Origin of the sequence: Bombilactobacillus apium, from assembly GCF_013385145.1 — a bacterium.
GTDB lineage: Bacteria > Bacillota > Bacilli > Lactobacillales > Lactobacillaceae > Bombilactobacillus > Bombilactobacillus apium.
Genome location: NZ_JABZEC010000002.1, coordinates 107,365 through 133,728, shown reverse-complemented (window position 1 = coordinate 133,728; position 26,364 = coordinate 107,365). Strand labels below are relative to the sequence as shown.

Here is a 26,364-nt window from a genome sequence, read left to right as displayed (position 1 = left end):
AAGTTCCTTCTTTCTTTCGGGTAAATTTAAAATAGTGCAGATTAAGATTTTTTTAAATCTTCTAACATCAGTTGATAGGTTTGAGCCATCTGGTGATCAACTGCTTTTTGGTCATAAGGAGCTAAGTCTTGGAGAGCCTCCAAGGGCACGCGGCGGCGTTGCGGAATTAAAGTTTGCAGCAATTTGACTAATTGGGCAACGTCATTGGGAGCAAAGGTCTGACCGATTTGATCATTGCTAATATAATCGCGAATTCCGCGAATATCGCTCCCCAAAAGGTAAAGCCCGTCGGCAACGGATTCTAATCCTCCCAAGGCCAGACCCTCTTGATGGGAGGGAAAAACATTCAGGTCGGCAGCATAGTGCAAATTTTGGAGATCATTGCGGTAACCGAGAAAGTGGACTTGCGAAGCGATACCTAATTTTTCTGCCAGGGCGGTTAATTCAGCTTCTTTGGGCCCAATCCCAGCTAGAAAGAGTTGCAGGTGGGGATTTTGAATTTGCGCCAGAGCTTGAATAATCACTCTTTGATTTTTACGGACGCTCAATTCCCCAATATTGAGCAGCATAAAATCAGCTTCGGTTAATTTCAGTTCTTGGCGCAGTTCTTGCCGCCGCTGTTGTTTAACCTTTTCAGGGACTGCTAAGGCACCTTGAAGATCAATTCCAACACCGTGGACTCGAATTAGATGATGTTGATGTAATTTGTGAGCCCGTGCTTCATCTTCGTCGTTAATGACCACCAAAATATCAGTTAAATAGGAAAGTAGATATTCTAAAGGATAAAAAACGAGCCAATATTTTTTGGGAGCACCGGTAAAAAAGTGAAAACCATGAACCATGTATAAGTTGCGGACATGTTCGCGCCAAGCGGCAATCCGAGCTAAGACACCGCCAATGGGTGATTGGGAGTGAACAAAATCAATCTTTTCTTGACGAATAATTTGCCGTAATTGTTGAATGACCCGCCAATTAGTTCGGGGAGAACCTAATCCCCGTTTAAAATCAACTTGGAAATAAGCTACATGATGATCTTCCAACCATTGTTTCATTTTAGTGACTTCTCTAGGAGTAATTGTTCCGGGTTCATCAAAATTGGTGGCTACAGAAATTTCAACCCCTTTTTTTAAAAGAATTTCAATGTTTCGAGTATTAAACTGCCAAATCATATTGGCTGCTGCAGAAACCAGCAAAGCTTTTACCATTTTAGGACTCCTAATCCTCGTCTGACGATAAAAATAGTCTTAATTTTAATTAAAAGTTTTGTCTCCAAACGGGGACAAAAATCTCTTTTAGTATACACTAACTACTTCCCTAGCACCTAACACTTCCCTAAAGGAGTCAATTGAGGACTGGACCGGGACTCAAGGGAGCTTAACAATTTACTAAATTACTTTCCGTAAAGTGGCCAAGTCTTGCGGTAGGCTGCTGGTTAAATTTAAAGTCAAATCTAATTTAAGGGGGTTGTTTCCCTCTGCCAGACCCCTTAAAATCAAATTAATTGTTAGAAAAGGGGGTGATGGTTATGCAACAACCACAAAAGTTTTCTCTATCTTTACCTAAGAAAGTTGTCTTGTCCAAAGGACAAGCTGATGGAGTTTTACTATTAGTCGCGATCATCTGGGGCAGTAGTTATAGTTTTATCAAACAAGCGACTCTGGCCCAGATGACTCCGGGAATGATCAATCTTTTTCGAGGGCTGATTTTAGCGGGACTGATTGCGCTCTTTTTCTTTCAGACGATTAAGACAATGACCCGTCAAGAATTAAAAGCTGGCTTGATTATCGGAATTAATAGTTTTATTTTAATGCAATCCCAGACTTTAGGGATCAAGTCTACCAAGCCCAGTAATGCCGCCTTTTTGACCGCTTTATATGTTGTCTTTGTCCCTTTTTTGGCGTGGATTTTTTTTCACGAGAAGCCGGCGCCGAAGGTTTACTGGGCAATTGTCCTTTGTATCTTAGGCATGATCTTTCTCACGGGAATCTTTCGGACCGGCTTTATCCTGCAGGCCGGAGACTTATGGGTCTTGTTAACTGCTCTGATGATGGGCCTAGAAATTATCTACTATCGAATCTTCAACTTTCAAATTCGAGCTTTACCGATTGCCTTTTTGACCGGAGTTGTCCAAATTATCGGAGGATTATTGTTTGTCGGACTCCTTGAAAAACCTTCCTGGAATCAAGTCGCTTGGAGCCAGGCTCTCCTACCTTTAATTATTTTAGGGATCGTAACTTCTTTTATTTCCCAGATTCTCCAAATAATTGGCCAACGTTATACAGATGTAACATCAACTGGTTTAATTCTAATGACGGAATCTTTGTTTGCGAGCTTAACTTCTTTGGTTCTAGGCTTGGAAAAATTAACCGCTGATTTAGTAATTGGGGGGAGTTTAATCTTGGCCGCCTTGCTTTTGATGCAGGTGAGTCCCCAAAGTTTAAAACGATTCTTACACCAAAAAACTTGATTGCTTGTTGAATAATGAGCTGCCGTTCAAAATTTTTTAGAAATAAGGGGAAAGTAAAATTTGGAAACAGTTGAAAGAAAGCAAAGTAAAAACTGGTTCTGGGGCGTGTTCCTAATCCTTGGAATCTGGTGGCTTTATCAAGAATCTCAAGGGATTCGGGGCTCGCAAGTAATTTCAGTGCGACCGCAAGAAGTTCAGACTTTAGAAATTGAAACTCCAGTGCGCACGAAAATTAAAAGGGGTGATCGCTTTCAAGTTAAGTATCGACTTGCGAAAAGTGCTAAGCCCAAGATTTCGATTCAGGGACAGCGGGTAAAGATTATTTGTGGTGCACAAAAGAGTCATGCTTCTTTTTCAATTGGAGATTGGGGAACCGGTCCATGGTTAGAAGTAACGCTGCCCAATAATTTGAATCCGCAAGAAGTCTTGGTTCAAAGTCAAGGTGACTTTTCAGCTCCTGGTTTAAAGACGCAAAAGTTAAAAATTAAGAATACTAGTGGGGACTTAAACTTATCCGAACTTCAAGTCCAGAAAATGGAGCTGCAAAATCGTTCGGGGGATGTAACTCTTTCCAAAATTTGGCCCCAAAGTCAGCAGATTAAAATTCAAAATCAGTCGGGAGATTTGAAAATCAACCGCTTCGAAACCAAAAAATTAGCGATAGATAACCAATCGGGAGATCTGAATTTAAAGCAACTCCAGGTCAAAACAGCAAAAATTAAAAGTCGATCCGGAGATCTCCATTTCGCCCAAATTACTGGGAATGACTTACAATTGCGCAGTCATTCGGGGGATGTGCGCATTGATCGTTCGAAATTTGACCAAGGCCAAGTCCAAACAGATTTTGGCGATATTCTGATTAAACACAGCAATCTGCAACCAGTAAAGGTTCAGACCAATTCGGGGACAATCCGTTCTTAAGCAAGTTAGTTAAAAAAGGAAAATGATAACTCTGCCAGACTGATGGGGGATGGTTGGTTTAGCTAATTAGCCTGGGGAGAGTTTTAAGAGCAGTAAAATTTAATTTAGAGATGAAGCAAAAGAATTATGTGACGATGGCTGGAGGAACTTACTTCAACTTCGCAATTTTGGGAATTGCAACGATCATTATTTCTCAGTATAGTAACTGGTTTGCTCAGGCTTAGCAAACGGATGTTAAAGGAGTTTCGCTGGTTTTATCGATGGTCGGGATTGGGCGGTTGTTGACAATTTTAATTGCGGGAGTAATTTCGGATCGGATTGGGCGCCAAAAGCCCTTTTTGATTTCCATTATTTCCGATACCCTGTTTTTACTGGGAATTAGTTTTGCACCGAATATCGTAGTTGCCAGTATCGCGGCCTTATTTTTGGCAATTACTAATTCCTTTGGTGATTCAGCAGTTTATCCGGCGATGATCGAAGCCTTTCCAAAAAAGGCGACCACAATAAATTCGCTTTTGAAAGCAGCGATGTCTGTCGCCCAATTCCTCTTTCCATTCTGGGTAGCTGCCGTGGCTAACGCGCCTTTGACAGCGGTCGTATTGGCAATTGATGGAGTTTTATTAATCATGCTTGGTTTCACAATCTGCTTTACTTTTTATGTTTTCTCGCAGTATATTCCTCAGTTTGCTCTCATCGTGGTTGGTAGTTCATAAGCTGCTGCTAAGACCTTAGTTTCTTGGTATGTGATTTCTTTGATGATTTCGGTCTTTTTAACAGCTTGGTAACAAAGATCCATTAGCTGAAAGTTATTGTGGCTTACACCGCTTTTTCCCTGCTCTTCTTAGTAATTATGTTAGCTACGCCGTCCTTATTAACAGCGCGGCTCGGTTTATCTGTTTTGACCAAGTATTTCCCAGTTGGTCGAGGAAAAATTACTAGCTACTACAGTTTGATGACGGCTTTGACTTATTTCTTGGGACCCTTGGTTTCTGTTTTGGAAAGTGGCGTTTTGTTATGGCGGCACCGGAAATTTACCGTTTAAAATTTAAATTCAAAAGACGTTCTTTTTCAAGGCGTCTTTTTTCTTTCGCCAATTTCAGCAAAGAAGCTGATTCAAAGGAGAATGGAGTCAGTAAAATAAGTGAATGAAATTTCTTCAACAACTAATTGCACGAGATATAGTGCAAAGCAAGACCGCCTGGCAAAAAAGGATTTCGTTAAAATGAAAACGTAAACAAGAGTTAAAAGCCATCGAGGAGGTTGTGGGAATGACAGAAGTTGCACTTTTACTAATGAGCCATGGTTCTTTTGCTCAAGCGGCTTTAGCCAGTGCGGAATTAATTGCCGGTCCGCAAAAAAATTGTCAAACGCTGGGAGTTAATTTAGATGATCAAGTTGATCAATTGCGCCAAGCTATGCAGGCCAAGGTGGAATCCTTGGATACCGGGGTGGGACTTTTGGTCTTAACGGATATTTTAGGTGGGACGCCGACAAATTTAGCTAGTGCTCTTTTAGAGCGCTCCGACGTTTTGATTAGTACCGGCTTAAATTTACCGGTTCTTCTGGAAGTTTTGCTACAAAGGAAGTCTTCTCTAGCCAAGCTCCGACCGGTGATTCAAGAAGCTTATCAGGCAGGACAAGTATTTCGCGATCAAGAAACTTTATTACAAATGGAGGCCGACGACGATGATAGTCTTTAGTCGAATTGATGACCGTTTAATTCACGGACAAGTAGTAACTACTTGGGTTAATGCATATAAAATTGAACAAATTATTATTCTTAATGATCGAATTGCTCAGGATCCAGTTCAACAAAATATTTTAAAAATGGCAGCACCCCAAGGAATTAAGGTCCAAGCTTTTGGGATCGAAAAATTTGGGCAAATTATTCAAAAAACGCCGATTAAAAGAAGAACAATGTTGATTTTTGCCAACAGTATTGATGCTTGGAAAACCGTCGAAGCTGGAGTAGAAATTTCTGAATTAAATGTTGGCGGGATGCGTTATCAAGAGGGCCGCACACGCTTAACGACCGCTGTGGCAGTAACTCCCACCGAACGAGAGGCTTTTGAAGAATTATTGGCGCAAGGGACCAAAGTTCAGATTCAAATGGTGCCTAATTCCCAAGCTGTAGATTTAGAGGAGGTTTTACGATGACAACTGCCTTATTGGTTGCTTGTTGGGCTGGCTTTTGTGCTTTAGATGACTTAGGTCCCCAAATGATTCGTCGTCCTTTGCTGATTGCGACGGTGGTTGGGTTGATTATGGGCAATTTACGAGCTGGTCTCTTAATCGGAGCAACTTTAGAAGTAATGTGGATGGGAGTCGGAAATGTAGGAGCTTATTCCGCGCCGGATTTAATTTCCGGAAGTGCCATCGGCACGGCTTTAGGAATTGCTTCGGGGGGCACAGCTACTGCGGTAGCTTTAGCCGTGCCAACTTCTTTACTGGCTCAACAATTATTGATTTTGTACCGTTCAGGAATTGTTTATTTAAATCCTATCATGGAAAAAACCGCGGCGACCGGTGATTTCAACAAAGTTTATCGGGTGAATTATTTTCCGATGTTTTTAGTTTTCCTAATTCGAGCTGTACCAACTTTTCTAGCGATTTATTTTGGTTCTGGAGCAATTAAAGTCGTTGTTAATGCCCTGCCCAAACAAATTATGACGGGATTAACAATTGCTGGAAGCATTATTCCGGCGGTCGGAATTGGCTTGTTAATGTTGATGATGATTAAAAAAGGTGAGTTGTGGGTCTTTTTTATCGCGGGCTTTGCTTTGGCAGTCTATCTTAAATTAGCGGTGCTGCCGGTAACTTTGATTGCCTTACCCTTCGCTTTGATTTACGACTACGCTATTCAAGATCATCGCGCAGCTTCTAAGGAAGATGCATCAGGCGATTCTGATAAAAAAGAAGACGATTCCCCAACAGAGGAGACTTATGACCTATGACTAGGAAAACGGAAAAAAAGATTACCAAGGGTGATTTAAATAAAGTTTTTTGGCGGATGCAATTTTTGAATATTACTAATAATTATCAATCGATGCAGGCGATTGGTTTTTTAATCAGCTTTGTTCCAGTCTTAAAACGACTCTACCAAGATCGTCCGCAAGAGCAGCGGGTGGCGGCAATGAAGCGGCACTTACAATTTTTTAATAGTCACGTAAATGCAGACGCTTTAATTCTGGGGATTACGGCCGCGGTTGAAGAAACAACTTCTGAAGCTGATAAAGAAACAGTTACGGCTATTAAAACTGGCTTAATGGGGCCTTTAGCCGGAATTGGTGATAGTATCTTAAAATTCACTTGGCTACCAATTTGTGGAAGTATTGGCGCTTCACTGGCTTTTTCGGGCAGTGTTTTAGGGCCGATTGTCATGTTTTTGCTGTATAACGTGGTAAATATCGCGACGAAATATTACGGAATTCAATGGGGTTATAGTGCCGGTGTAGAGATGATTACCGGCTCTGGTAGTAATATTTTGCAGCGCTTATCCAATATGGCTAATGTGGTAGGATTGATGGTAATTGGGGCGTTGGTCGCCTCGGTGGTTAAGATTAAAGTGATTGCTCAGATAACTGCTGGCAAAAATACGATTAAATTTCAAGATATGTTTGATAAGGTGATGCCCGGACTCTTTAGTATTTTAATTACCGTGGTAGTTTATTTAATTTTAAAGAAAACACAGGGGAAACATGCACCCTTACTAATCTTAGGAATCATGTTTTTATCAATCGCACTCACTTACATGGGGGTTTTAGGTTAAGATGCAAAGACCAGAATATACGGTAGTTCAAACTAAACCAGGGCAGTTTATTTTTCAACAAGAAAATAACAGTCCGTTGACAACAATTACGGTTAGTTTAACTTTTGATCCGGCCGCTAGCCGGGGAGAATATTTATTAACCACTCAAGAAAAAAACTTTCAGATTCGCTTAAAAGACTGGTCATATCGTCCCTATTTTATTTTTCAAATGGCTGGTGATCAATGGTTGGTGGCGGAACGGACTCTCCCGATTGCCGGTTTAATCAATTTTCGGGATTTAGGAGGTTATCCGACCGCTACAGGGGCCTACACCAAGTGGGGCTTAATGTACCGTGGGGATCAGTTGCATAATGCGACCGCATCAGGATTGGCCTATCTACGAAATTTAAATTTACACACAATTATTGATTATCGCAGCCAAAATGAAATTAAAAAATATCCCAATCCAGAACTGGGTGAGTCTATTCAGACGGTCAATTTGAATCCGGCGGCCGAAACGGCGGAGGTCGCCGCTCAATTTGCGGCAGCGCCAGAAAACGAAGATCAACAGCTGATTGCGAAAATTGTGTCCCAAAAACAAGCTGGAAAATTAACTGATCAGAGAGCCAACGTTTTGGCTGAATACCAAGGCTTTGTCACTAGTCCCCAGGCACAAACAGCTTATGCCCAAATGTTGAAAGTGGCCGCCCAAGCAGACCGAGGGCCCTTATTGCAGCACTGTCGGGGGGGGGAAGGATCGGACCGGTTTTGGAGCGCTTTTATTTTTAGGTAGCTTGGGAGTCGCCCCAGAAGTAATTATCCAAGATTTCATGTTAACCCAGACTAATCGCCAAAAAAGGAATCAAACGAAAATGGCTAATTATCGCCGTTTTACTCAAGACCCAGTTGTTTTGGATCATTTGTATGCCTTAATTGATACTCAACCAGAGTTCATTCAAGCTTCTTTAGCGGTTATTAATGCTAAATATCAGACAATCACTAATTATGTTCAAGAAGAGTTGGGGTTGACCACTAGAGAAATCCAAAGTTTGCGCCAACTCTATCTCACCGAAAATTGAGGCTAGCTAGTGCAGATTGAAGAAATAATGTGGATTTTACAATTGGGAAAACGCTATGAAAGTTTGTTTATCTTATTGTTACGCCAAGAAGGTTTTGTCACCAGTAGACAATTAGCCCGGTCTTTAGCCGTCAGTCCGCGAACTATTAAAAGTGATTTAACTACTTTACAGAGTTATTTGGCAAAGCAAGAAGAAATTCAGATTCAAGCTCAAAGAGCCCACGGTTATCGCTTACAAGTCCAATCTCCGCAATTATTACAACAATTGCGAGAACGCTTGCAATTGGCTTCTGGGGATATTTTAACTGCTAAGGAACAACGGGTTTTGGACTTATGTCGGATCTTATTAAGTCAAAAAAAGCCCCAAGCAACTTGGCTCTTACAACAGAGGTTATTGATTAATGCGAATAATTCTTTGAGTTTCGAGTTAGATCAGGTTCGTCAAATCTGTCGGCGTTATCGATTACAGTTGACTTGGCTAGCGCAACAGGGCTGGCAAATTCAGGGAGCTTTCAGCTGCCGGTTACTCTTATTGGTTCGAACTTATCAATACTTGGGTCTAGAAACCCATAATTCTTTTCCCGATTACGAGCGTTTATTTCAATTTCCCATCCGCCAACGGCAAAAATTACAGGAGCAATTTTGGAAAATTTTAACGAAAAGTGAGTTGGCTTTTTCGGATGTCACTAGTCAACGCTTTTTAACTTTACTAATTGTCTTGCATAATTGGCAGCAACGTTGGGGCTTACCCGAAAAATCTTGGTTACCAGCGGCAGATCTTAGCTTGACAGCAGCTCGAGAAGTTCAATTTGTCCAAGATTTAAAGGGATGTTTGCAACAAAATTTGGCTTTACAATTAACCTCGGAACTCCAAGAATTTTTGATTCAGGTAACAGTGATGAGTGTTGATTTGTATCATTATCGCGATTTATCTTGGGAAAATTATGGTCATTTGTATCCCCAAGCTCAAAATTTAGTAACTGAATTGTTGCAATTCTTTCAAGAAGAAGTTCCAGGAATTTTGAATAATGATTACACCGGTTTCAAAGATCTGTCCAAAGTCTTTCTACCGATTGCCTTGAAGATTAATTGGGAGATTGCTGATGATGTCGATCTTTCTTTGTATAATGACCCAGTGACTTTATTTTCTCCCTTAGTCCAATTATATTTACAGCAGGCTTTGGGACGCTTAGAGGAACGCTATCATTACTATTTTTCGCAACGTGAACAAAATATTATCGCTAATATTATTCAGGGAATCATCAATCGGCTTCATTTGCCCCACCGCAAGTTACGCTTAGCGGTAATTGCTTTGAATGGCAAGTTAAGTACCCAACAAATTAAATTTAATTTGTTACATTATTTTGGGCGCTATATTGAATGTGTTGATAGTCGCTCACTTTATGAATTGCGTGAACATCAAAAAAATTATGATTATTATCTCTGTGGTAGTTACGGTCGAAATATGAATATTGATTTACGGCCGATTTTCTTTGTCGATGAGACTATTAGTCAAAGTGAATACGTAGAAAGTTTGGAAGAATTTTTCTTTAAATCCTATCAGTACGATGATTTTTTACCGCCGATCACAATTCAAAAAGTTACAAAACCGTGGCAATTTACTGGCTCAACTTATGGTAAGTTGGAATTGCAATTACCGACTCAACAGAAGTTAGAACTTTACGCTAATTTACACAGTGATTACGAAAGTTTGCAAATTTTTCTCCCGCCAACCGAAACGCAGGCAGTGGTAGTTGTTATTGATACTCAAATAGCAGAACAAGGGATTAAATTTAAAATGTTGGCTAATGTTTGCTTACAAATTGTCAAATTTCCCCAAGTTTTAGGAACTTTAAAGCAACAGCCGGTTAATTCCTATGCCACTTTTTTTAAACGGTAAGACTAAAAAAATAAAATAGTAACTTCAGTAAAAAATATCTCTCAGAAAGATTTTTTCTGGGAGATATTTTAACTTTCAAGGATCCTAAGCTGGACTAGGTAATTCAATTTTGCTTTGATCCAAAATGTGACCCTGCATTTGGCGGTAAAACTCGTTTAACCAATAGCCGTTAGTTAAAGTTAATTTTATATCTAAAGCGTAAACGAAGAGGGTATAGTTGTGGGTTTGATCCGGCGGTTGCGGACCAACATAACCAATTTGTATTTGGGGATCACCCGCGACTAAAGGTCCAGCATTACTATTTTTAGCTTGAATTAGATCTAGATCACGGCTGGCGTTGGCTGGGAGTTGGGTCTGTTTAGGACTTAAATTAGCCACCGACCAGTGAATCCAGGGAAAACCACAAACAGGGGTGGAATCAAAGTCCAATAAGACCAAGGCCCAAGTCTGGGTGGCTTTCGGTAGTTCAGTTACTTCAAGGGGAAAAGATCGAACCGGATGGGCAGCAATTTGATATTCACTGGGGGCATACTTGCCATAAATAGCTGCTAATTGACCATCAACTAAGGGAACGGTTACGTGCATCAAAATCACTCCTTTAAAATTATTGTTGCTAAAGTCATTATACCGCTGCTTGGAAAAGTGATATTTGTCATCTCCAATGGATGACAAGGTCTACTAGGCCTTATTTGTGACTTATTTTATACTAAGAGCCATGGAGGAACTCAATTATGCCAGCAATTACAGCAGAACACTTAAAATTTAGCTATGGGAATCACCCGGTTTTTACAGATCTCAATTTGACCATCAATTCCAGCGAAATTATTGGCTTGTAGGGGGTCAATGGTGTCGGAAAAGCCACCTTACTGAAAATCTTATTAGGTCTACTACCTGGCCAGGGAACGGTGCAAGTCTTAGGTCAACCGCAAGTTTATCAACGTACGGGTTCGAATGGAATTTTAGGAATGCAAAAACGGATGGAAAGCCTACAGGGAAGCTTTGCGGTTACAGCCCGATCAGAAGGAACTTTGGTCACTTTAAGGCTGCCACAAAAGGAGCAGAAAAATGATTTCTTTATTCTTAGCGGAAGATCAAAGTATGTTAAATACTACTTTAACGCAATTATTAAATTTAGAAGCTGATTTACAAGTTGTGGGGACGGCCCTAAATAGAGCCATAGCTGCCTAAGAGCGACCGCAAGTGGCTATCCTAGATATCGAAATGCCAAAAAAATGGCCTCGATGTGGTCGACTTGATTAAAGAACGGGGTTGGCCCGTTAAGGTGATTATTATGACGACTTTTGCTCAAGGACAGTCCTAGTGATCAATTAATTGCCACCATTCGAGCAGTGATACAAGGTCAAACAGTTTATGCTCCAGAGTTAGTCCAGAACATGTTTTCTGCTGATCAAAATCCTTTGTCAGAAAGAGAATTAGAAGTTTTGCAAGTCGCGACTACCGGAACGACTTCCAAGGAAATTGCCAAGCAATTATTTCTTTCCGATGGGACAGTGCGTAATTACTTATTTTAGTAAACTGGGAGTTCATAATCGCTTAGAAGCTTTAAATTTGGCGCGTAAGAATAAATGGCTCGTCTAAGAAGCTAGAATTCAAAAAATAATTATAGTTAAAATAAAAACTCGTTGCTGATTGGAAAAGACTTGGCAAAGTCAAATTCCATCAAACAACGAGTTTTTCGGATAAGATTTATTTTACAGCTTGCGCCAAGGCGGATTGAACCGCAGCTTGGTCAGCTTGGATTAATTCAACACGACTGTTAATCGCTTGGAATCCCAGTTGAATTTCTTGGGTTAGAACTGGAATGGTTAATTTGGGCTCAAAGAAGGCTTGGAATTGGGCCGCTTGTTCTGGGGTGCGGCAGCTATCGGCAAAGGCGCTGACACAGCTAGAAAAAGCAATGTCTTCGCCAAAGGTATCTTGAAGCCAAGGCCAATTTTCTGCCAACCAAGCCCACATTTTGGCGGAAGCAGCCGGATTAGCTAGTAATTGGTAGCACCAAGTGAAGAGGTCTTGCGGCTTAATAACTTGCGCTTGCGTGAGACTGGTAATCAGTTGATCTAAATGCTTTTCTGTTGGAGTCGCCGCCAAGGCTCGCGCCAGATCAGCCTTATAGCTGGTGTCGGTCGTTTCTTGATAATCTGTTAATAACTGTTGGAAAACTGCTTCTTGTTCAAAGTTACGAATTTCGCTAGTTAAAATAGCCGCCCGTAAAGTTGTCGGCAGTTTTTGGGGTTGGTCTTGTTGAGCTTGAAAGAGCTGATGGGCTTTTTCTAAGGCTGCCGGATCTTTAGCCGCCAAGAGGAGACTAATTTCTCCCGGTCGCGCCAGTTCATCATTATGATCTTCTGCTACTTGAGCCTGCCAACCAAGGCGTTGAACCGGAGTTTGCGTCAACTGTTGCCAGAATTGGTGCAAGACCTTGACAGCCAGGGATTGAGGTTCAACGAATTTTTGTAAACCTTTGGCAATTCGCAAAAGTGGTTCGAGGACCAGATTGGCGGAACTAGTGGCGAATTGCTGCAGCAAAGGAATAACTTCCGCTGTCGAAATATAACGACCAGTGGCTAGTAAATTCAAGTCTTGGAGCAATTGAAGTTGTGCCAGATCATTGAGTTGCGAACTATCTTGCAATAGGTCCGCTAATAAAGTTTTATCATAGTCAATAATAAAATGAGAATTATTGCCCACATTAAGTTGGAAAGGCCGCTTATTTTGGGCCCTTAAAGTTTCATAATTGCCTAAATTTAAAGTTGAAGTCGTCATGATTTGTGGTAGATCGAGATAGTTACTTTGGAGCGGAATTTGCCACTGCCGGTCACTAGTCTGATTAGTTCCCGTAAAGAATTGTTCTTGTTCTAAGACCAAATCGCCATTTTTGATTCGAGCGTGAACGACGGGATAACCGGGCTGTTGGAGCCAAGATTGCATAATGGTTCCAATATCTTGGCCGCTGGCTTCACCCAGAGCTTGCCAGAGATCACTTCCGGTAGCGTTGTGGTATTGGTGTGCGGCAAAATAATTTTTTAAACCGGTCCGTAAATTGGCATCACCAATTAAAGAACGAACCATGACCAACATCCGGCTTCCCTTGGCGTAGACAATCGCGCTGTCAAAGAGGGAATCAATGCGATCCGGATCATCGACCGGGACATGAACCGCTTGGACGCCAGCTGTCGCATCCCGTTCCAAAGCCATCGGAACTTCGAGAGTTTGAAATAATTCCCAGATTTTTAGTTCCGGCTTAATGGCGTCAACGGCAACGTATTCCATCATATTGGCAAAACTTTCGTTCAACCAGAGATCATCCCACCATTTCATGGTTACTAAGTCGCCAAACCATTGGTGAGCTACTTCGTGGGCAATAACCGTAGCAATACTTTGTTGCCGCCGTAAAGGAATATTTTGAGGTTCAGAGAGCAGATAGATTTCGCGGTAAGTAATTAACCCCCAGTTTTCCATGGCTCCTGCCGAAAAATCAGGCAGGGCTAATTGCCAACAATGGGGCAGGGGATAAGGTGTTTGGTAGAAGTCTTCGTAAAACTCAATTGATTTTTGGGCCATTTCTAAAGCAAAATCTAACTCTTTCGCTTGATGAACCTTGGTCGCAAAAACCCCGACTTGAACGCCACTTTTGGTTTTGGTTTTTCGACTTTGGAGCTCTCCAAAGCCAAAGGCTAACAAGTAAGTTGACATCCGTAAAGTGCGTTGGAAGTAATGAACTCCGTTGACGCAACTAGTCTCGGGCATGTTGCTGAGGACCGTTTCCCCGGGATGTTCATCAAATTGTAAGGCCAAGTCAAAAGTAGCTTTAGCTTCTGGTTCATCCACACAAGGAAAAGCCTGCTGGGCTGCATTGGATTCAAATTGCGTCCCAATAATCTGCTTAGTAACTCCCTGATCTTGATAATAAGAAGGATAAATTCCTGAAAGTTTATCAGTTAAAGGAGCAGTATATTCTAGAGTAATCGTTATTGATCCAGTTTGCGGCAGGGAGATTTCTACCCAGCCGTCTTGGAGAGTAAAAGCTAGTTTTTTTTCAGCCATAGTGACTGAACTGATGATCAGTTGTTTTTGATGCAGCTTGATTAGGGTTTGCTGAGCTTGACCAGTAATTGTTGTTCGTCCGGTAATTAGTTTTTGGTCCCGATCAATCTGAAAAAATAAATCATAGTGACTTGGTTGAAAGTAGTTATAGAAACGTTCTGAATTTGCCATAAATTCTCCTTTACTTGCAAAAGTGAGTTTAGCAATATTATACTCTATTTAAAGAAACTCCACAGTGAGAAAAAGAACCTGCACTTGCAAGCCCAGCCAAATTGAGTGCTCCTTAGGAAAACTGTTTTTGAAAAATTCGTTAAGTAAAGTCTAAAAAAACTAGCTAGACTGATTCCGGCAGTTACTAGCTAGTTTTTTAAATTGTCGATTAATAAAAGATCGGAATCTATAAGTCTCCAATTAACGTTGAAAAATCTTGTAAATTTGATAAATACGAAGTTTTTCCATCTCCGTCAAATTGTGACCGAAGCGGTCCCACTCACTTTGGAAGTCACCTTCAGCTAAAGAACGCTCTCCAGGAAGTTCGTTGTAAGGAGGAAAATTCAAAAAGTCCTGAACTGAAATTCCTAAGGCCTGACATAATGCCCGTAAAGTATTGACTTTTGGCACTCCTGTTGGGCGGGACATTAAAGCCCGGATGGTCGTATATTTGACGCCTGATCGAGCCGCTAATTTATTCACAGTAAAATTGCGGTCGGCCATCAGCAACTTTAAACGATTAATTATTAATTCATGATCGTTCATTATTATTTCTCCTAACTTAGGTATCCATAACGACAGTAACTGCCAGTTAATTCGGACTAATCTAAGCAGTTAAGTAAAAAAACATCTACTTAAATTTGCCACTGGGGAGTTAAAACATAATAACTTTAAGTTCATTATAACGTCCTTTAATAAAAAGATGGTTAATTTTGCTTATATATAATGAGCAGAGCGGCCTAAGATCGAGTAGCTTGCGGAAGACGGCTGACAGCGTCTTGTAGTAGAAAGGGAGCCGCCAAAGTGGTGAGGATAATTGCGGAAATGGTTGCGGTGTAGTATTCGCCGGAAAAAAGTTTTGCCTGATAGCCAATTTGGGTAATAATCAAGGCCATTTCTCCGCGAGAGACCATTCCCGCACCGATTTCGTAAGCTTCCGCTGGTGAGAAGTGGAGTAAGTAAGCTCCCCCTCCAGCACCAATTAATTTAGTTCCAATTGCAGCTAAAGTTAGAATGCAAATAAACCACCAATCGCGAGTTAGACTATTTAAATCAAGATTTAGACCGATACTGACAAAAAAGATGGGAATCAAGAAAGATTCGCCTAAAGCTTCTAAGTCGTGTTCAATTGCGGAGTGAAATTCGGTTTGGGCACAAATTAAACCAGCGATAAAAGCGCCTAAGACATTACTCAAACCAACAAATTCGGCTAAATAAGCTAAAGTAAAACAGAGAATTACTGCTCCACCGGTTGCGGGCAGGGGAAGCTGTAAATGTTGCCAAATCCGGGTTAAGTGGGGAGCTAACCATTTTAAAAGCAGGCCCGCGAAAATTAAATAGCCGATCTGTAACAAAATAGTAACTGCCAGGGGGCGCTTGCCAGCATCTCCTAGAAGACTAACTAGGAAACTGAGAAGAATAATTGCTAAGAGGTCATCCACGACTGCTGCTCCAAGAATCGTGGTTCCACTGGGGGTTGTTAATTGTTTTAATTCTTTTAAAACCGCGACCGAAATAGAAACCGAAGTGGCTGCAAAGACTACTCCCAAGAAAAGACATTCCAGCGGCGGCATGTGAAAACAGGCTCCTAAGAGATAAACCACAACCACGGGAAAAAACATTCCTAAACTGGCCACGACAACGCTCGGACGCCAGTATTGGCGTAAGAGTTGTAAATTACTGGCAATTCCGGCCAGAAATATTAAAATAATCACTCCCAGATCAGCCAAATTATGAATTAGGTTCGACTGTTGCAGCCAACCGAAACCAGCGGGACCAAGGATAATTCCCATCAATAATTGCCCAATTACGGTGGGAATCCCTAAACGAACACTTAATTGTCCGCCAATTGTCGTTCCTAATAAAATGATTATTAAAATACCTAAAGTAACCACATTAAACTCCTATTCTTTAAATTAAAAATAAAAAAACTTCAAAAACTGTTCTTTCACACCCCTGAAAGAACCAGTCCTTGAAGCTTTTCAGCCAACCGAAACGTAACTATTAAATTAATTTTATTGTAGAAGAAATCCTTAAAGATTGCAAGTTAGTGCCCAAAGCGTTGAATATCTGTGTTTTGATTGGAATTCAACAAACGATAAATATGTTCCCCTGTCAAGCCAATTTGCGCCTGATTAGTGTTTGCTAACAAAATAATGGTGGTTTTCCCATCGTGAGTAAAAGTATTAAGTGTGTTGTAACCACCTAAAACTCCGTGGCTGGCGTAACTTCCCGGATTGACATAAAAGCCCATCCCGTATTTAGAAGTGCTCCCACTGGTAAACATCTTCTGTAGTTGCACCTGATTGATTAATTTCCCATGCATTAAAGCTTGATCATAACGGTAAAAATCGCTAGCGGTCATATAGATATCGCCGGCTCCAAAAAGCTGGGATAAGTCGGGAAGCGTAATGTGCAGGATGCTGCCATCGTTGCGAATTTTATAATCTCCCATCGGAGTTTGCGGTTTTTTGACTTCCATTAAACCAGAATTGAAAATCTGAGCCGGTTTAAAAATATGTTCCTGTAAATAGTGTGCCAAGCTTTCATGACTGATCTGTTCAACGATGTAGGCTAATAAGGTGTAATTACTGTCAAGATAGTTCCAAGTCCCCAATTTTCCGTTACAGCCACGTTGTTCAATTTCTTGGACAATCTTTTGATGATTGATGGTCCCCGTGGTTTGAGAGCGTCCCGTAATCCCACTAGTGTGATTTAATAAATTACGGAGTTTTATTTGATCACCCTTGGGAAACTTCGGGAGATATTTAGCTAATGGATCATCAATATTTAATTTATGTTGCTGATCTAATTGGAGAACAGCGGTCGCAATTAAAGATTTTTGGGATGAACCGATGAGGTAAGGTGTTTGTAATTGATTGGCATTTTTACGATCAGAATTATTCCAACCATAGGCTTGATGAAAAATGACCTTTCCGTGTTGGGCTACTAAAGCTGTTCCCGAAAAGTTCTGAGTCCGTAAGTAGCTATCTATTGTCGGTTCATTAACGGCGGCGATAGTTTTGGCAATCGCTTTGACCTTGGTTTTAGGTTTAGACTTGGTCGTTTTTTTCTTTGATGCGACTTTAGTGCTTGATGTAGCCGGTTTGGTTTCCTGTGGCAGTTCTTGAACTTTAAAGATTGCAAAAATAAGTAGGCTAAAGCCTAACAGGAGCCCCAATTGGAAGGCTAGTTTTTTCATCATGTAATTATCTCCCAAATTAGATCTAGGCAACAAGTTTGTGACCCGCAATATTATACCATAGAGTTAAGCTTTCATAGTGGCAGAGCCAGCTGCAAAGTCGGGTTGTAATATGTAAAATAACCCCCGCTGCTAATAAAACTAGCAGACGGGAAATCCTTCGATTTAAGAAAGAGCGGTTTGAAATTGGGCGGCAGTTGGGGCCTCTGGCTGGGCTAAATGTTTTAAGAAAGTCGCCATGCGGGCCTGGAATAGTTGACCGAACCAGTGGGCATTTGTCTGCAGGACAATTTCGATAGAATTAGCTTGTGCAGCTTGGAGGGCTGGAATGATGAAGTTTCGACCATAGTTCGCTTCATCTAAGCCCACAAAAACCACCTCTCGCAGGCTAACGGTGACTAAGTCAGGTTGTAAGGCAATCCCGACTGCCAAAGGGTCAGCTAAAGGACAATTTAACTCCTTTTGAGTATATGATTGAAAGTAAAATTCAGCCATTGCCGCTAGCTGCTTACCGACAGAATTAGTTTGCCAGTTGTTAATTTGTTGGGCTGTTAAGCTGGTCTGCGCGGTGGCGTCCAGAGGGACGAGAGTCAAATTAAAGTTCGCGGTTAGAATTTGTTGGGCGGCAGCTGGATCAGCCATAATATTTCCTTCCGCTAGAGATGAAGCATCTCCTGCTATAGTGAAAACTCCGGCCCGAACGATTACTCGACTTAAGCTTTCTGGCAGTTGGGGATTTTCCGCCAGTAAGCAGGCTAAAGTGGTTAAGGGACTGGTGCAGATATAGATCAGGTCTTCGGTTAAACAAGTTTGGTTAATGAAATCGTTTAGGGAAATTGGTGGCGGTGTAGGATTGAAATCCGCCGGTAAGTTGATGTCACCGAGGCCGTTTTGACCGTGATGCGAAGAAACCTGTTGATCCATCGTATAACTCATCAAGTCCAGGGGATGTTGGGCTCCATGAAAGACGGGAATATCAGTTCGCTGTAACAAATCCAATAAATGATTGGTATTGTCGTAAGCTTGTTTTTCTTGGATTTCACCGTAACTCGTCACAATTGCGGCGACCGGACTAGTGGCATCATTAGCTAAGGCATAGGCGAGAGCTAAAGCCCCATCAATCCCCGGATCCAGTTCTAAAATTATTTTGCTCAAGATTGCTACTCCTTTATTAGAATACTCCTATTATACAATGATGTTGCCGAAAGAAAGACGTTTGTCAGGAAAAAACGTGCTTCAATCGGATTTTTTTAACTTTAAAAATGAGGAATTCTTCCCTGAAATATTAGATAATTTTAAATTTAAAAATAAAATTAATTTTTGATTAAAAAAAGGGATGCATTTTTCCGAAAGAAGCAGTATACTATGAAACATCTAATAAAAAGGAGCGAGACAGATGAAAAAATTGGGCAAGTTAATCACCTCATTTTTAGCCTTTACCCTGTTATTCGGCCTGTTCATGACCCCGAGTTTGAGCCACGCCGACGATCAACCACAAGCAAATGATAATTACTTACAGAAGGTGAAAGATCGCGGCAAGATTGTCATGGGGACCAGTCCCGACTTTCCTCCTTATGAATTCACAACAAAAATTAATGGTAAATCAGAAATTGTCGGGATGGATGTCGAAATCTCGAAGAAGATTGCCCATGATTTAGGCGTTAAGTTAGTTATTAAACCAATGGATTTTGATTCTTTGTTAGTTGCCTTACAAACTGGCAAAGTTGATATGGTCTTAGCGGGGATGAATAAAACCGCTAAGCGGGAAAAGAGTGTTGATTTCAGTAATAAGTACTTTAATGGTGGCTGGAATCTCATTATTCGGCAAGAAGATCGGGATCAGATTAAAGATTATCATAATTTAGAAACCAAAGCTGTTGGGGTCCAAACAGGAACCATCCAGTATGATTTAATGAAGAAAAAGTTACCGAAAGCTAAGATGAAAGGGATGGATAAAAATCCGGATTTAATTTTAGCTTTAAAGACCCATAAGATTGACGCAATTGCCATGGGTCGGCCGTCAGCTGAAGCTTATGCCAATAACACTGCCGGGATCGTTACAATTAAATCTGGAATTACTGAAAAGATTTCTGGAAATTCCGCCGCCTTTCCTAAAGGATCTACTTCCTTAGTTAATTTTGTAAATGAAGAAATTAAAGATATTCAAAAGAAAGATTTAATTAAGAAACAATACCTACCTAAAGCCGGCAAGTATATGGCTGCTACTAGTGACAAGAGTTCCAAGAAGTCTGGCAAAAAGTCCCCTCAGAGTAGTAACTCGATGTGGGCCTACAAAGATTACTTCATAGCTGGGATTGGCTATACCTTATTAATCTCCGCAATTGCCGTAATTTTAGGATTTGCTTTAGGAGTCATCTTAGCCTTTATGCGGTTGAGTAAAAATAGTATCCTGCATTCAATAGCTACTTGTTATATTGAATTTATCCGGGGCACACCACTGATGGTTCAGTTATTATTCATCTACTTTGGTCTCGGAACAGTAGTTAATATTCCGGCTCTAGTCTCCGGGATTATCGCAGTTGGTTTGAATTCCGCGGCGTATGTAGCTGAAGTTATTCGCTCCGGGATTAGTTCCATTGCCACTGGTCAAACGGAAGCTGCGCGATCCTTAGGATTATCTAAGAAACAAACGATGCAGTATATCATCTTCCCGCAAGCCATGAAGAATATCTGGCCCGCATTAGGAAATGAATTTGTTTCCTTAATTAAGGAAAGTTCGATTGTTTCGATTATTGGTGTCAAAGATTTAATTTATCAATCACGGATTGTCCAAGCCGATACCTATCGGGGAGTAGCACCATTAGTTGTCACCATGGTCTTATACTTCATTGTGACCTTTGGCCTCTCACGGCTCATGAAATTATGGGAAGGAAAGATGAATCATGACGGAAAATAAACAAGTTGTTTTAGATGTTAAACATTTGAAAAAGACTTTTGGAGAAAATCAAGTCTTAAAAGATATCAGTGAAACTGTTTATGATGGTCAAGTGATTTGTTTACTTGGACCGTCAGGAGCCGGGAAAAGTACCTTCTTACGGTGCTTGAACCTCTTGGATGAACCAACTGCCGGTCAGGTAGTCTTTAACGGTCAAGATCTCACCGCTTTAAAGGACAAGGAATTGGATCTTTTGCGGGAAGACATGGGAATGGTTTTCCAAAACTTTAATCTTTTCCCCCATATGACAGTTTTAGAGAATCTGAAGTTGGCGCCGATGAAAGTGAAAAATATGTCGGAAGCAGAAGCTACGCAGATCGCTAAGAAATTATTGGCCCAAGTAGGCTTGAGTGATAAAGCTGATGAATTTCCCAACAGCTTGTCTGGGGGGCAAGAACAACGCGTCGCCATTGCTCGGGCCTTGGCCATGAATCCCAAAGTGATGCTCTTTGATGAACCAACTTCAGCTTTGGATCCGGAAATGGTGGGGGAAGTTTTGAAGGTTATGCAAGACTTGGCCCAAGAAGGGATGACGATGGTCGTTGTAACTCATGAAATGGGATTTGCCCATAACGTGGCTAATCAAATCTGGTTTATGGCTGATGGTTATATTCAAGAAGCCGCTAGTCCGAAAGATTTCTTTGAACATCCCCAAACGGAACGGGCCCAAGACTTTTTAGCTAAAGTATTAGAATAAGAAGGTAAAACGAAGTTATGGAAGCAATAGCAGCAGTTAAGATTTTACAAGATTTAATTGCTTTAGAAACGGTTAATGGACAAGAGAGTTTAGTCGCCGATTATTTGGCGCAACTCTTTGCTGATTACCCAGTACAAATAAAACGCATAAATTATGCTCCAGGTCGGGATAACCTAGTTGTCGAAATTGGCGATCAGGGCCCGATTTTGGGTTTTTCAGGACACGAAGATGTGGTCGCTGCGGGAAATCGGAAGATGTGGCAGACGGATCCTTTTCAAGGCGTTGTTCGGGCTGGTAAAGTCTACGGTCGCGGCGCTAGTGATATGAAGTCTGGTTTAGCAGCGATGGTTGTGGCGATGCTTGATTTATTAGAAGAAGATCAGCCACTCCCGGGAAGAATTCGTTTACTCGCTTCGGTTGGGGAAGAAACAGGAGAATATGGTGCCGCTCAATTGACTCAGACCGGTTATGCTGCCGATTTGGCCGGCCTAGTAATTGGTGAACCCACAGGGATGCGGGTCCGGGTAACGCATAAGGGAATTATTGATTACTATGTTACTTCCACCGGACGTAGTGCCCATTCTTCTTGTCCCCAGCGCGGAGAAAATGCCATTTGGCCTTTAATTCAATTTGCTCAACAAATTCAAACAATCATGGATCAGCATCAAGAACAAGATCCGACTCTCGGCGGTTTGACGCATGTGATCAGCCAAATTCAAGGTGGTGAACAGATTAATTCGATTCCGGCCCAAGCTCAAATTGGGGGCAATATTCGCACGACGCCAGTTTATCCTAACGAGATGATTATGAAAGAAATTGAAGCAGTGGTGGAAAAGTTAAATCAAGCTGGAGCTCATCTGAAATTACGCTATAGTTATCCAGAACCTCCTTTACCAGACCAAAGAAAAACGAAATTGGCTCAACTAGCCTCGAAAGTCTTGCGGGAGCAGTTCCAACAAACGGGTGAATTTTGTGCCGATACGGGAGCCACCGATGCTTCTGAATATATTAAGGCGGGGAAATTTCCAATAATTATTGTGGGACCGGGAATGGGAGAAACTAGTCATCAACCTGATGAGTGTGTTTCAATTGCTGATTATTTAGAAGCAAGTAAATTTTATCGAGCTTTGGCATGGGCTTTTTGGCAACAGTAGGGTATTCTGAGAGAAACTGGAAAAAGAGGCTAGCTTATGAGTCGTGCACGTTTAACCACTTTAACGAATATTTGCTTGTTAACTACAAAAGATCATCGAATCTTAGTCCAAGATCGGCAAAAGCCTGACTGGCCAGGAATCACTTTTCCCGGAGGTCATGTAGAAGCGGGAGAGTCACTGCAAGCCGCTATGATTCGCGAATTTTTTGAGGAAACAGGTTTAACCTTGGAAGATCCCCAATTATGTGGTGTTCTTGATTTTACGACGGAAGAAAATGAAGCTTACTTAGTTTTGTTATATCGGGCCCATTCCTTTAAAGGACAACTACAAGATTCGCGAGAGGGGCGTGTTTTCTGGATTAAAGATTCAGAGTTACCGCAGCAGAATTTATCAGCGGACTTATGGGCAATGTACCAAGTGATGCAAAGTGATTCTCTTTCGGAAGTTTACGGAACTGGCCATGATGCCAGCTGGAAAACTCAACTTTATTAATTTGAAAACAGATTTTGGCTATTTGGTTTTAAAAGTTTTAAAATAAGAAACGGAGGTGGAGAATGATGACAGTAGATTCAAAGTATGATTTTCCGCAAACAAGAGGACAATTAAACCAGTTGATTGCGGATTTGACGCAGTTACACACTAATTTGCACCAGATTCATTGGTATATGCGCGGAGAACAATTTTTCCGCTTGCATCCTTTGATGGATGATTACATGGACCAAGTTTCTGAACAAATTGATGAAATTGCTGAGCGTTTAATTGCTTTGGGCGGTTCACCTTATGCGACAACCCATGAATTTTTGGAGAATAGTGGCTTACCGGACGAAAAGATCCAATTTGGTCAGTTCACGCTCACAGAATTAATGAATCGCTTAGTCAAGCAGTATCAGTATTTGCGAGATCAATTCCAAAAGGGAATTGAAATTTGCGATCAAGATCAGGATTTACCAACCCAAGATATGCTCAATGGTTTTAAATCCGATACTGATAAAATTATCTGGATGTTGAGTGCCTATTTAGATCGAGGTCCCTACGACAAATAGATTTATCAGAAGCAAAGAGAGGCAGCTTGAACTTTAAGAGCTGGCTTTTTTTGATTTGAGGCCGGTTATTGGTCTGGTATATAATAAGAAACTAAATAACCTAAGGGGGCACTTATATGACACACCTTCATTCTTCTTGCACCACAATTCTTGTGGGCAAGAAAGCTACAATTGATGGTTCGACGATGATTGCGCGAACCGAAGATCACAGTGATTATGCTGAACCGCAACAATTTGTAGTGGTTAATCCCGCCGATCAACCGCGCCATTATCAGGCTAAATTAGCCAAGTTTGCCTTAGATTTACCGGAGAACCCGCGCCGCTATACGGCAACTCCTGATGCTGATCGAACTCATGGTGAATGGGGAGGTTCAGGAATTAATAGTGCGAACGTGGCTATGACGGCTACTGAAACGATTACTACAAATGATCGTGTTTTGGCAGCAGATCCTTTAGTTAACGATGGATTAAGTGAAGAAGATCTGTTAACAATTGTCTTACCTTACTTGGATTCTGCACGCGCAGGAGTTTTACGAGTGGGGCAATTGTTAGAACAATATGGAACTTATGAATCCAACGGAATGGCTTTTGCCGACCAAGATGAAATTTGGTATTTAGAAACCTTGGGCGGTCATCACTGGGCAGCAGTCAAGATTCCTGATGATGCTTATGTTGTCGCTCCTAATCGGCTTAATATTGCGGAATTTGACTTGGAAGCCGAAGATGTTTTGTATTCTGCCGACTTAGCCGACTTTATTCAAAAAAATCATTTGAATCCGGACGCCGCCGGTTTGAATTTACGGCATACCTTTGGTTCAGCGACAATTAAGGATACGCACTATAATAATCCGCGGGCTTGGTATGTCCAAAAATTCTTTACCCCAAGTGTTGTGCAAGATCCTTTGGATCATAATCTACCATTCATTTGTCATCCTGAAAAAAAGATTGGAATTGCTGAGTTAAAGTGGGCCTTGAGTTCTCACTATCAAAATACGCCCTATGATTGTTATGGAGATGGAACTTCGGCTGAAAAAAAATGTTTCCGGCCGATTGGAATTAATCGAAACGAAGAAACTCATATTCTCCAAATTCGTCCTGATAAACCAAGTGCAGCCACTGGTTTGCAGTGGTTGGCCTTTGGACCAAATACTTTTAACACTTTAGTCCCATTTTATACCCAAGTTTCAACAACTCCAGAATCTTTCCGGCGGGCCGATGCGAATTATGATCCGACTACTGCTTATTGGTTGAGTCGGACTTTGGGAGTTCTTGGCGATACAGATTATGGTGTTTATAGTGAGTATCATGCTCAATATGAACAAGCGACCTTAGCTCAATTACAGGCGATTGTCGCCCAAACAGACCGTAAGTTAACCCAAGTTACTGATCCAACTCCAGTTTTGGAAGCAGCAAATCAACAGTTAGCTGATTGTTATATGAAGGAAAGCCAAAAACTCTTAGGCAAAATGGTGCTTTCTGGTTCTAAACATATGAAATTGAAGTTCTCTGTTTTTGATTAAGAATTGCCAGAAATTTAAGAATAATTAAGAAGAGTTCTGAAGGAAAATCTATTTTTCATTCAGGCTTTTTTGATTTTTAGACTTTTAAATCCAAATTTTTCTTGATCCGCTCAGTGTTGGAAAGTTCTTTAAGAAGTTTGTCTTTCTAAGGTTTTACTAGGATTTAGAAAGAAAGTTACTGAGAAGAAAACGATTTTTATTAGATAAAATTAATGAAATCTCACCTTTTTCTTGGAAAAGGTGTTACAATCTTTTTTATAGTTTAAAAAGAAAGTTAGATATTATGACTGACCGGAGGATGAATATTGTGCAAACACAAAAGATTACGCCTAAAGTTTTCTTTAATAATATTTTAGCTGGAACAGCTACTGGGATTATTGTGGGCTTGATTCCCAATGCCGTGGTGGCAGCAATCTTGAAGTTGTTGGGCAATAGTCCGTTGATTAGCACAATTTCGCAAAGTCTAATTATCTTTCAATGTGCTACACCCTTATTAATCGGAGCTTTAATTGCGATTCAATTTAAATTTGCACCTTTAGATGTTGCCATTGTCGCGGGAGCTGCGTATGTCGGTTCTGGAGTAACAAAGTTAATGCCTACTTTAGTTAATCCAGCAACAAAAGCTCCGGGACTTTATGTTTCATCAGGAACCGGAGACTTAATTAACACGATGATTACCGCAGCTTTAGCGGTTGCTGTAACCCTAGTAATCGGTTCGAAGTTTGGTTCTGTTAAAATCGTGGCTGCTCCGATTATCGTTGGTGGCGGTGTCGGTTGGATTGGTCTTTTGATTTTACCGTATGTTAGTAAAATTACGACTTGGATTGGTGATGTGGTCAACTCCTTTACCAATTTACAGCCAGTAATCATGTGTATCTTAATTGCCTGCGTGTTTGCAGTTCTGATAGTTTCCCCAATTTCAACGGTTGCGATTGGAATGGCCATTCAGTTAAATGGTCTTTCAGCTGGAGCAGCAGCAATGGGTGTGGCGGCAACGACGATGGTCTTAATCATTCATTCTTGGCGGACAAATAAATCCGGGGTGACAATTGCGATTGCTTTAGGAGCCATGAAGATGATGATGCCTAATTTATTCCGGCATCCAATAATTTTACTGCCGAGTTTAGTTACTGCAGTGATTACATCGCTACCGGTTGTCTTTTTACAAATCCACGGGACACCGGCTTCAGCTGGCTTTGGTCTGGTAGGTTTAGTTGGACCTTTAGCTTCAATTGATGCGGGATCGAAGAGTATAACTTGGCTCGTAGCTTTAATTGCTTGGATAGTCTTCCCAGCTTTAGTCGCTTGGCTTTGTCGGCTGATCTTTACTAAGATTTTCCATATTTATGATGAAAAGAAAGTCTTTGCTTATTTAGGTGAATAACAGGCTTACTTGGCGATTT

At 41.1% G+C, this 26,364-nt stretch carries 25 protein-coding genes and 1 pseudogene; 19 read left to right on the top strand and 7 right to left on the bottom strand.

Going from position 1 to position 26,364, the window contains the following annotated elements:
• Positions 1-41: 41 nt before the first annotated feature.
• Entirely contained in the window at positions 42-1,205 is a 1,164-nt protein-coding gene (locus HU830_RS02675) for a glycosyltransferase (protein WP_176942250.1), read from the bottom strand.
• 320 nt (positions 1,206-1,525) lie between these two features.
• Between HU830_RS02675 and HU830_RS02670 the strand changes: the two genes are divergently transcribed.
• The 11 genes from HU830_RS02670 to HU830_RS02625 all read left to right on the top strand — a co-directional run bounded on the left by HU830_RS02670 (position 1,526) and on the right by HU830_RS02625 (position 10,114).
• Entirely contained in the window at positions 1,526-2,467 is a 942-nt protein-coding gene (locus tag HU830_RS02670; RefSeq protein WP_176942249.1) for a DMT family transporter, read from the top strand.
• 60 nt (positions 2,468-2,527) lie between these two features.
• Entirely contained in the window at positions 2,528-3,388 is an 861-nt protein-coding gene (locus HU830_RS02665; RefSeq protein WP_176942248.1) for a DUF4097 family beta strand repeat-containing protein, read from the top strand.
• A gap of 260 nt (positions 3,389-3,648) precedes the next feature.
• Positions 3,649-4,101: an MFS transporter gene (locus tag HU830_RS08775; protein WP_228765742.1), complete on the top strand. Its 453-nt coding sequence runs from the start codon at positions 3,649-3,651 to the stop codon at positions 4,099-4,101.
• Positions 4,102-4,199: 98 nt separating this feature from the next.
• On the top strand, positions 4,200-4,430 hold the full coding sequence (locus HU830_RS08770) for a hypothetical protein (protein ID WP_228765740.1): 231 nt from the start codon (positions 4,200-4,202) through the stop codon (positions 4,428-4,430).
• A 226-nt stretch (positions 4,431-4,656) separates the two neighbouring features.
• Positions 4,657-5,088 carry a PTS sugar transporter subunit IIA gene (locus HU830_RS02655; RefSeq protein WP_176942247.1) on the top strand — a complete coding sequence of 144 codons (432 nt, stop codon included), beginning with the start codon at positions 4,657-4,659 and terminating at the stop codon, positions 5,086-5,088.
• Positions 5,075-5,545: a PTS system mannose/fructose/N-acetylgalactosamine-transporter subunit IIB gene (locus HU830_RS02650; protein ID WP_176942246.1), complete on the top strand. Its 471-nt coding sequence runs from the start codon at positions 5,075-5,077 to the stop codon at positions 5,543-5,545. The genes HU830_RS02655 and HU830_RS02650 overlap by 14 nt, the downstream gene beginning before the upstream one ends.
• Positions 5,542-6,342 carry a PTS mannose/fructose/sorbose/N-acetylgalactosamine transporter subunit IIC gene (locus HU830_RS02645; protein WP_176942245.1) on the top strand — a complete coding sequence of 267 codons (801 nt, stop codon included), beginning with the start codon at positions 5,542-5,544 and terminating at the stop codon, positions 6,340-6,342. Before HU830_RS02650 ends, HU830_RS02645 begins: the two co-directional genes overlap by 4 nt.
• Positions 6,339-7,157: a PTS system mannose/fructose/sorbose family transporter subunit IID gene (locus tag HU830_RS02640; RefSeq protein WP_176942244.1), complete on the top strand. Its 819-nt coding sequence runs from the start codon at positions 6,339-6,341 to the stop codon at positions 7,155-7,157. The genes HU830_RS02645 and HU830_RS02640 overlap by 4 nt, the downstream gene beginning before the upstream one ends.
• A gap of 1 nt (position 7,158) precedes the next feature.
• Positions 7,159-7,929 carry a tyrosine-protein phosphatase gene (locus tag HU830_RS02635; protein ID WP_176942243.1) on the top strand — a complete coding sequence of 257 codons (771 nt, stop codon included), beginning with the start codon at positions 7,159-7,161 and terminating at the stop codon, positions 7,927-7,929.
• A 1-nt stretch (position 7,930) separates the two neighbouring features.
• Positions 7,931-8,215 (top strand): tyrosine-protein phosphatase, encoded by a 285-nt coding sequence (locus HU830_RS02630; RefSeq protein ID WP_228765738.1) that lies wholly within the window; start codon positions 7,931-7,933, stop codon positions 8,213-8,215.
• A 9-nt stretch (positions 8,216-8,224) separates the two neighbouring features.
• Complete coding sequence (locus tag HU830_RS02625; RefSeq protein ID WP_176942242.1) at positions 8,225-10,114, top strand: HTH domain-containing protein; 1,890 nt, start codon at positions 8,225-8,227, stop codon at positions 10,112-10,114.
• 84 nt (positions 10,115-10,198) lie between these two features.
• Here the strand turns inward: HU830_RS02625 and HU830_RS02620 are convergent, their stop codons facing one another.
• Positions 10,199-10,699 carry a YbhB/YbcL family Raf kinase inhibitor-like protein gene (locus tag HU830_RS02620; protein ID WP_176942241.1) on the bottom strand — a complete coding sequence of 167 codons (501 nt, stop codon included), beginning with the start codon at positions 10,697-10,699 and terminating at the stop codon, positions 10,199-10,201.
• Between the two features lie 480 nt (positions 10,700-11,179).
• Between HU830_RS02620 and HU830_RS02610 the strand changes: the two are divergent.
• Positions 11,180-11,713, top strand: a pseudogene (locus HU830_RS02610) (response regulator transcription factor).
• Positions 11,714-11,821: 108 nt separating this feature from the next.
• Here the strand turns inward: HU830_RS02610 and HU830_RS02605 are convergent.
• The 5 genes from HU830_RS02605 to HU830_RS02585 all read right to left on the bottom strand — a co-directional run bounded on the left by HU830_RS02605 (position 11,822) and on the right by HU830_RS02585 (position 18,746).
• Positions 11,822-14,350, bottom strand: coding sequence for a M1 family metallopeptidase (locus HU830_RS02605; protein ID WP_176942240.1), 2,529 nt, complete (start codon positions 14,348-14,350; stop codon positions 11,822-11,824).
• A gap of 240 nt (positions 14,351-14,590) precedes the next feature.
• Positions 14,591-14,935: a helix-turn-helix domain-containing protein gene (locus tag HU830_RS02600; RefSeq protein WP_176942239.1), complete on the bottom strand. Its 345-nt coding sequence runs from the start codon at positions 14,933-14,935 to the stop codon at positions 14,591-14,593.
• A gap of 194 nt (positions 14,936-15,129) precedes the next feature.
• Positions 15,130-16,284, bottom strand: coding sequence for a cation:proton antiporter (locus HU830_RS02595; RefSeq protein WP_176942238.1), 1,155 nt, complete (start codon positions 16,282-16,284; stop codon positions 15,130-15,132).
• Positions 16,285-16,436: 152 nt separating this feature from the next.
• Positions 16,437-17,594 (bottom strand): serine hydrolase domain-containing protein, encoded by a 1,158-nt coding sequence (locus HU830_RS02590; protein WP_176942237.1) that lies wholly within the window; start codon positions 17,592-17,594, stop codon positions 16,437-16,439.
• A 162-nt stretch (positions 17,595-17,756) separates the two neighbouring features.
• Positions 17,757-18,746, bottom strand: a complete 990-nt coding sequence (locus HU830_RS02585) for a nucleoside hydrolase (RefSeq protein ID WP_176942236.1) — start codon at positions 18,744-18,746, stop codon at positions 17,757-17,759.
• Between the two features lie 241 nt (positions 18,747-18,987).
• Between HU830_RS02585 and HU830_RS02580 the strand changes: the two genes are divergently transcribed.
• The 7 genes from HU830_RS02580 (at position 18,988) to HU830_RS02550 (ending at position 26,345) form a co-directional block, all read left to right on the top strand.
• Entirely contained in the window at positions 18,988-20,508 is a 1,521-nt protein-coding gene (locus HU830_RS02580) for an ABC transporter substrate-binding protein/permease (RefSeq protein ID WP_176942235.1), read from the top strand.
• Positions 20,495-21,244: an amino acid ABC transporter ATP-binding protein gene (locus tag HU830_RS02575; protein WP_176942234.1), complete on the top strand. Its 750-nt coding sequence runs from the start codon at positions 20,495-20,497 to the stop codon at positions 21,242-21,244. Before HU830_RS02580 ends, HU830_RS02575 begins: the two co-directional genes overlap by 14 nt.
• A 17-nt stretch (positions 21,245-21,261) precedes the next feature.
• Positions 21,262-22,398, top strand: coding sequence for an ArgE/DapE family deacylase (locus HU830_RS02570; protein ID WP_176942233.1), 1,137 nt, complete (start codon positions 21,262-21,264; stop codon positions 22,396-22,398).
• A gap of 36 nt (positions 22,399-22,434) precedes the next feature.
• Complete coding sequence (locus tag HU830_RS02565; protein WP_176942232.1) at positions 22,435-22,890, top strand: 8-oxo-dGTP diphosphatase; 456 nt, start codon at positions 22,435-22,437, stop codon at positions 22,888-22,890.
• Positions 22,891-22,952: 62 nt separating this feature from the next.
• On the top strand, positions 22,953-23,441 hold the full coding sequence (locus tag HU830_RS02560) for a Dps family protein (RefSeq protein ID WP_407647471.1): 489 nt from the start codon (positions 22,953-22,955) through the stop codon (positions 23,439-23,441).
• A gap of 116 nt (positions 23,442-23,557) precedes the next feature.
• A complete protein-coding gene (locus HU830_RS02555) occupies positions 23,558-24,961 on the top strand; it encodes a C69 family dipeptidase (protein ID WP_176942231.1) in 1,404 nt (467 codons plus the stop codon).
• A 304-nt stretch (positions 24,962-25,265) separates the two neighbouring features.
• Positions 25,266-26,345, top strand: a complete 1,080-nt coding sequence (locus tag HU830_RS02550; protein WP_176942397.1) for a PTS sugar transporter subunit IIC — start codon at positions 25,266-25,268, stop codon at positions 26,343-26,345.
• Positions 26,346-26,364 lie beyond the last annotated feature (19 nt).

Excerpts from the sequence above, each read along its gene's own strand:
- HU830_RS02675 (WP_176942250.1), bottom strand. The coding sequence starts at position 1,205 with ATGGTAAAAGCTTTGCTGGTTTCTGCAGCAGCCAATATGATTTGGCAG.
- HU830_RS02670 (WP_176942249.1), top strand. The coding sequence starts at position 1,526 with ATGCAACAACCACAAAAGTTTTCTCTATCTTTACCTAAGAAAGTTGTC.
- HU830_RS08775 (WP_228765742.1), top strand. The coding sequence starts at position 3,649 with ATGGTCGGGATTGGGCGGTTGTTGACAATTTTAATTGCGGGAGTAATT.
- HU830_RS02655 (WP_176942247.1), top strand. The coding sequence starts at position 4,657 with ATGACAGAAGTTGCACTTTTACTAATGAGCCATGGTTCTTTTGCTCAA.
- HU830_RS02650 (WP_176942246.1), top strand. The coding sequence starts at position 5,075 with ATGATAGTCTTTAGTCGAATTGATGACCGTTTAATTCACGGACAAGTA.
- HU830_RS02645 (WP_176942245.1), top strand. The coding sequence starts at position 5,542 with ATGACAACTGCCTTATTGGTTGCTTGTTGGGCTGGCTTTTGTGCTTTA.
- HU830_RS02640 (WP_176942244.1), top strand. The coding sequence starts at position 6,339 with ATGACTAGGAAAACGGAAAAAAAGATTACCAAGGGTGATTTAAATAAA.
- HU830_RS02635 (WP_176942243.1), top strand. The coding sequence starts at position 7,159 with ATGCAAAGACCAGAATATACGGTAGTTCAAACTAAACCAGGGCAGTTT.
- HU830_RS02620 (WP_176942241.1), bottom strand. The coding sequence starts at position 10,699 with ATGCACGTAACCGTTCCCTTAGTTGATGGTCAATTAGCAGCTATTTAT.
- HU830_RS02605 (WP_176942240.1), bottom strand. The coding sequence starts at position 14,350 with ATGGCAAATTCAGAACGTTTCTATAACTACTTTCAACCAAGTCACTAT.
- HU830_RS02600 (WP_176942239.1), bottom strand. The coding sequence starts at position 14,935 with ATGAACGATCATGAATTAATAATTAATCGTTTAAAGTTGCTGATGGCC.
- HU830_RS02590 (WP_176942237.1), bottom strand. The coding sequence starts at position 17,594 with ATGATGAAAAAACTAGCCTTCCAATTGGGGCTCCTGTTAGGCTTTAGC.
- HU830_RS02580 (WP_176942235.1), top strand. The coding sequence starts at position 18,988 with ATGAAAAAATTGGGCAAGTTAATCACCTCATTTTTAGCCTTTACCCTG.
- HU830_RS02575 (WP_176942234.1), top strand. The coding sequence starts at position 20,495 with ATGACGGAAAATAAACAAGTTGTTTTAGATGTTAAACATTTGAAAAAG.
- HU830_RS02570 (WP_176942233.1), top strand. The coding sequence starts at position 21,262 with ATGGAAGCAATAGCAGCAGTTAAGATTTTACAAGATTTAATTGCTTTA.
- HU830_RS02565 (WP_176942232.1), top strand. The coding sequence starts at position 22,435 with ATGAGTCGTGCACGTTTAACCACTTTAACGAATATTTGCTTGTTAACT.
- HU830_RS02560 (WP_407647471.1), top strand. The coding sequence starts at position 22,953 with ATGATGACAGTAGATTCAAAGTATGATTTTCCGCAAACAAGAGGACAA.
- HU830_RS02555 (WP_176942231.1), top strand. The coding sequence starts at position 23,558 with ATGACACACCTTCATTCTTCTTGCACCACAATTCTTGTGGGCAAGAAA.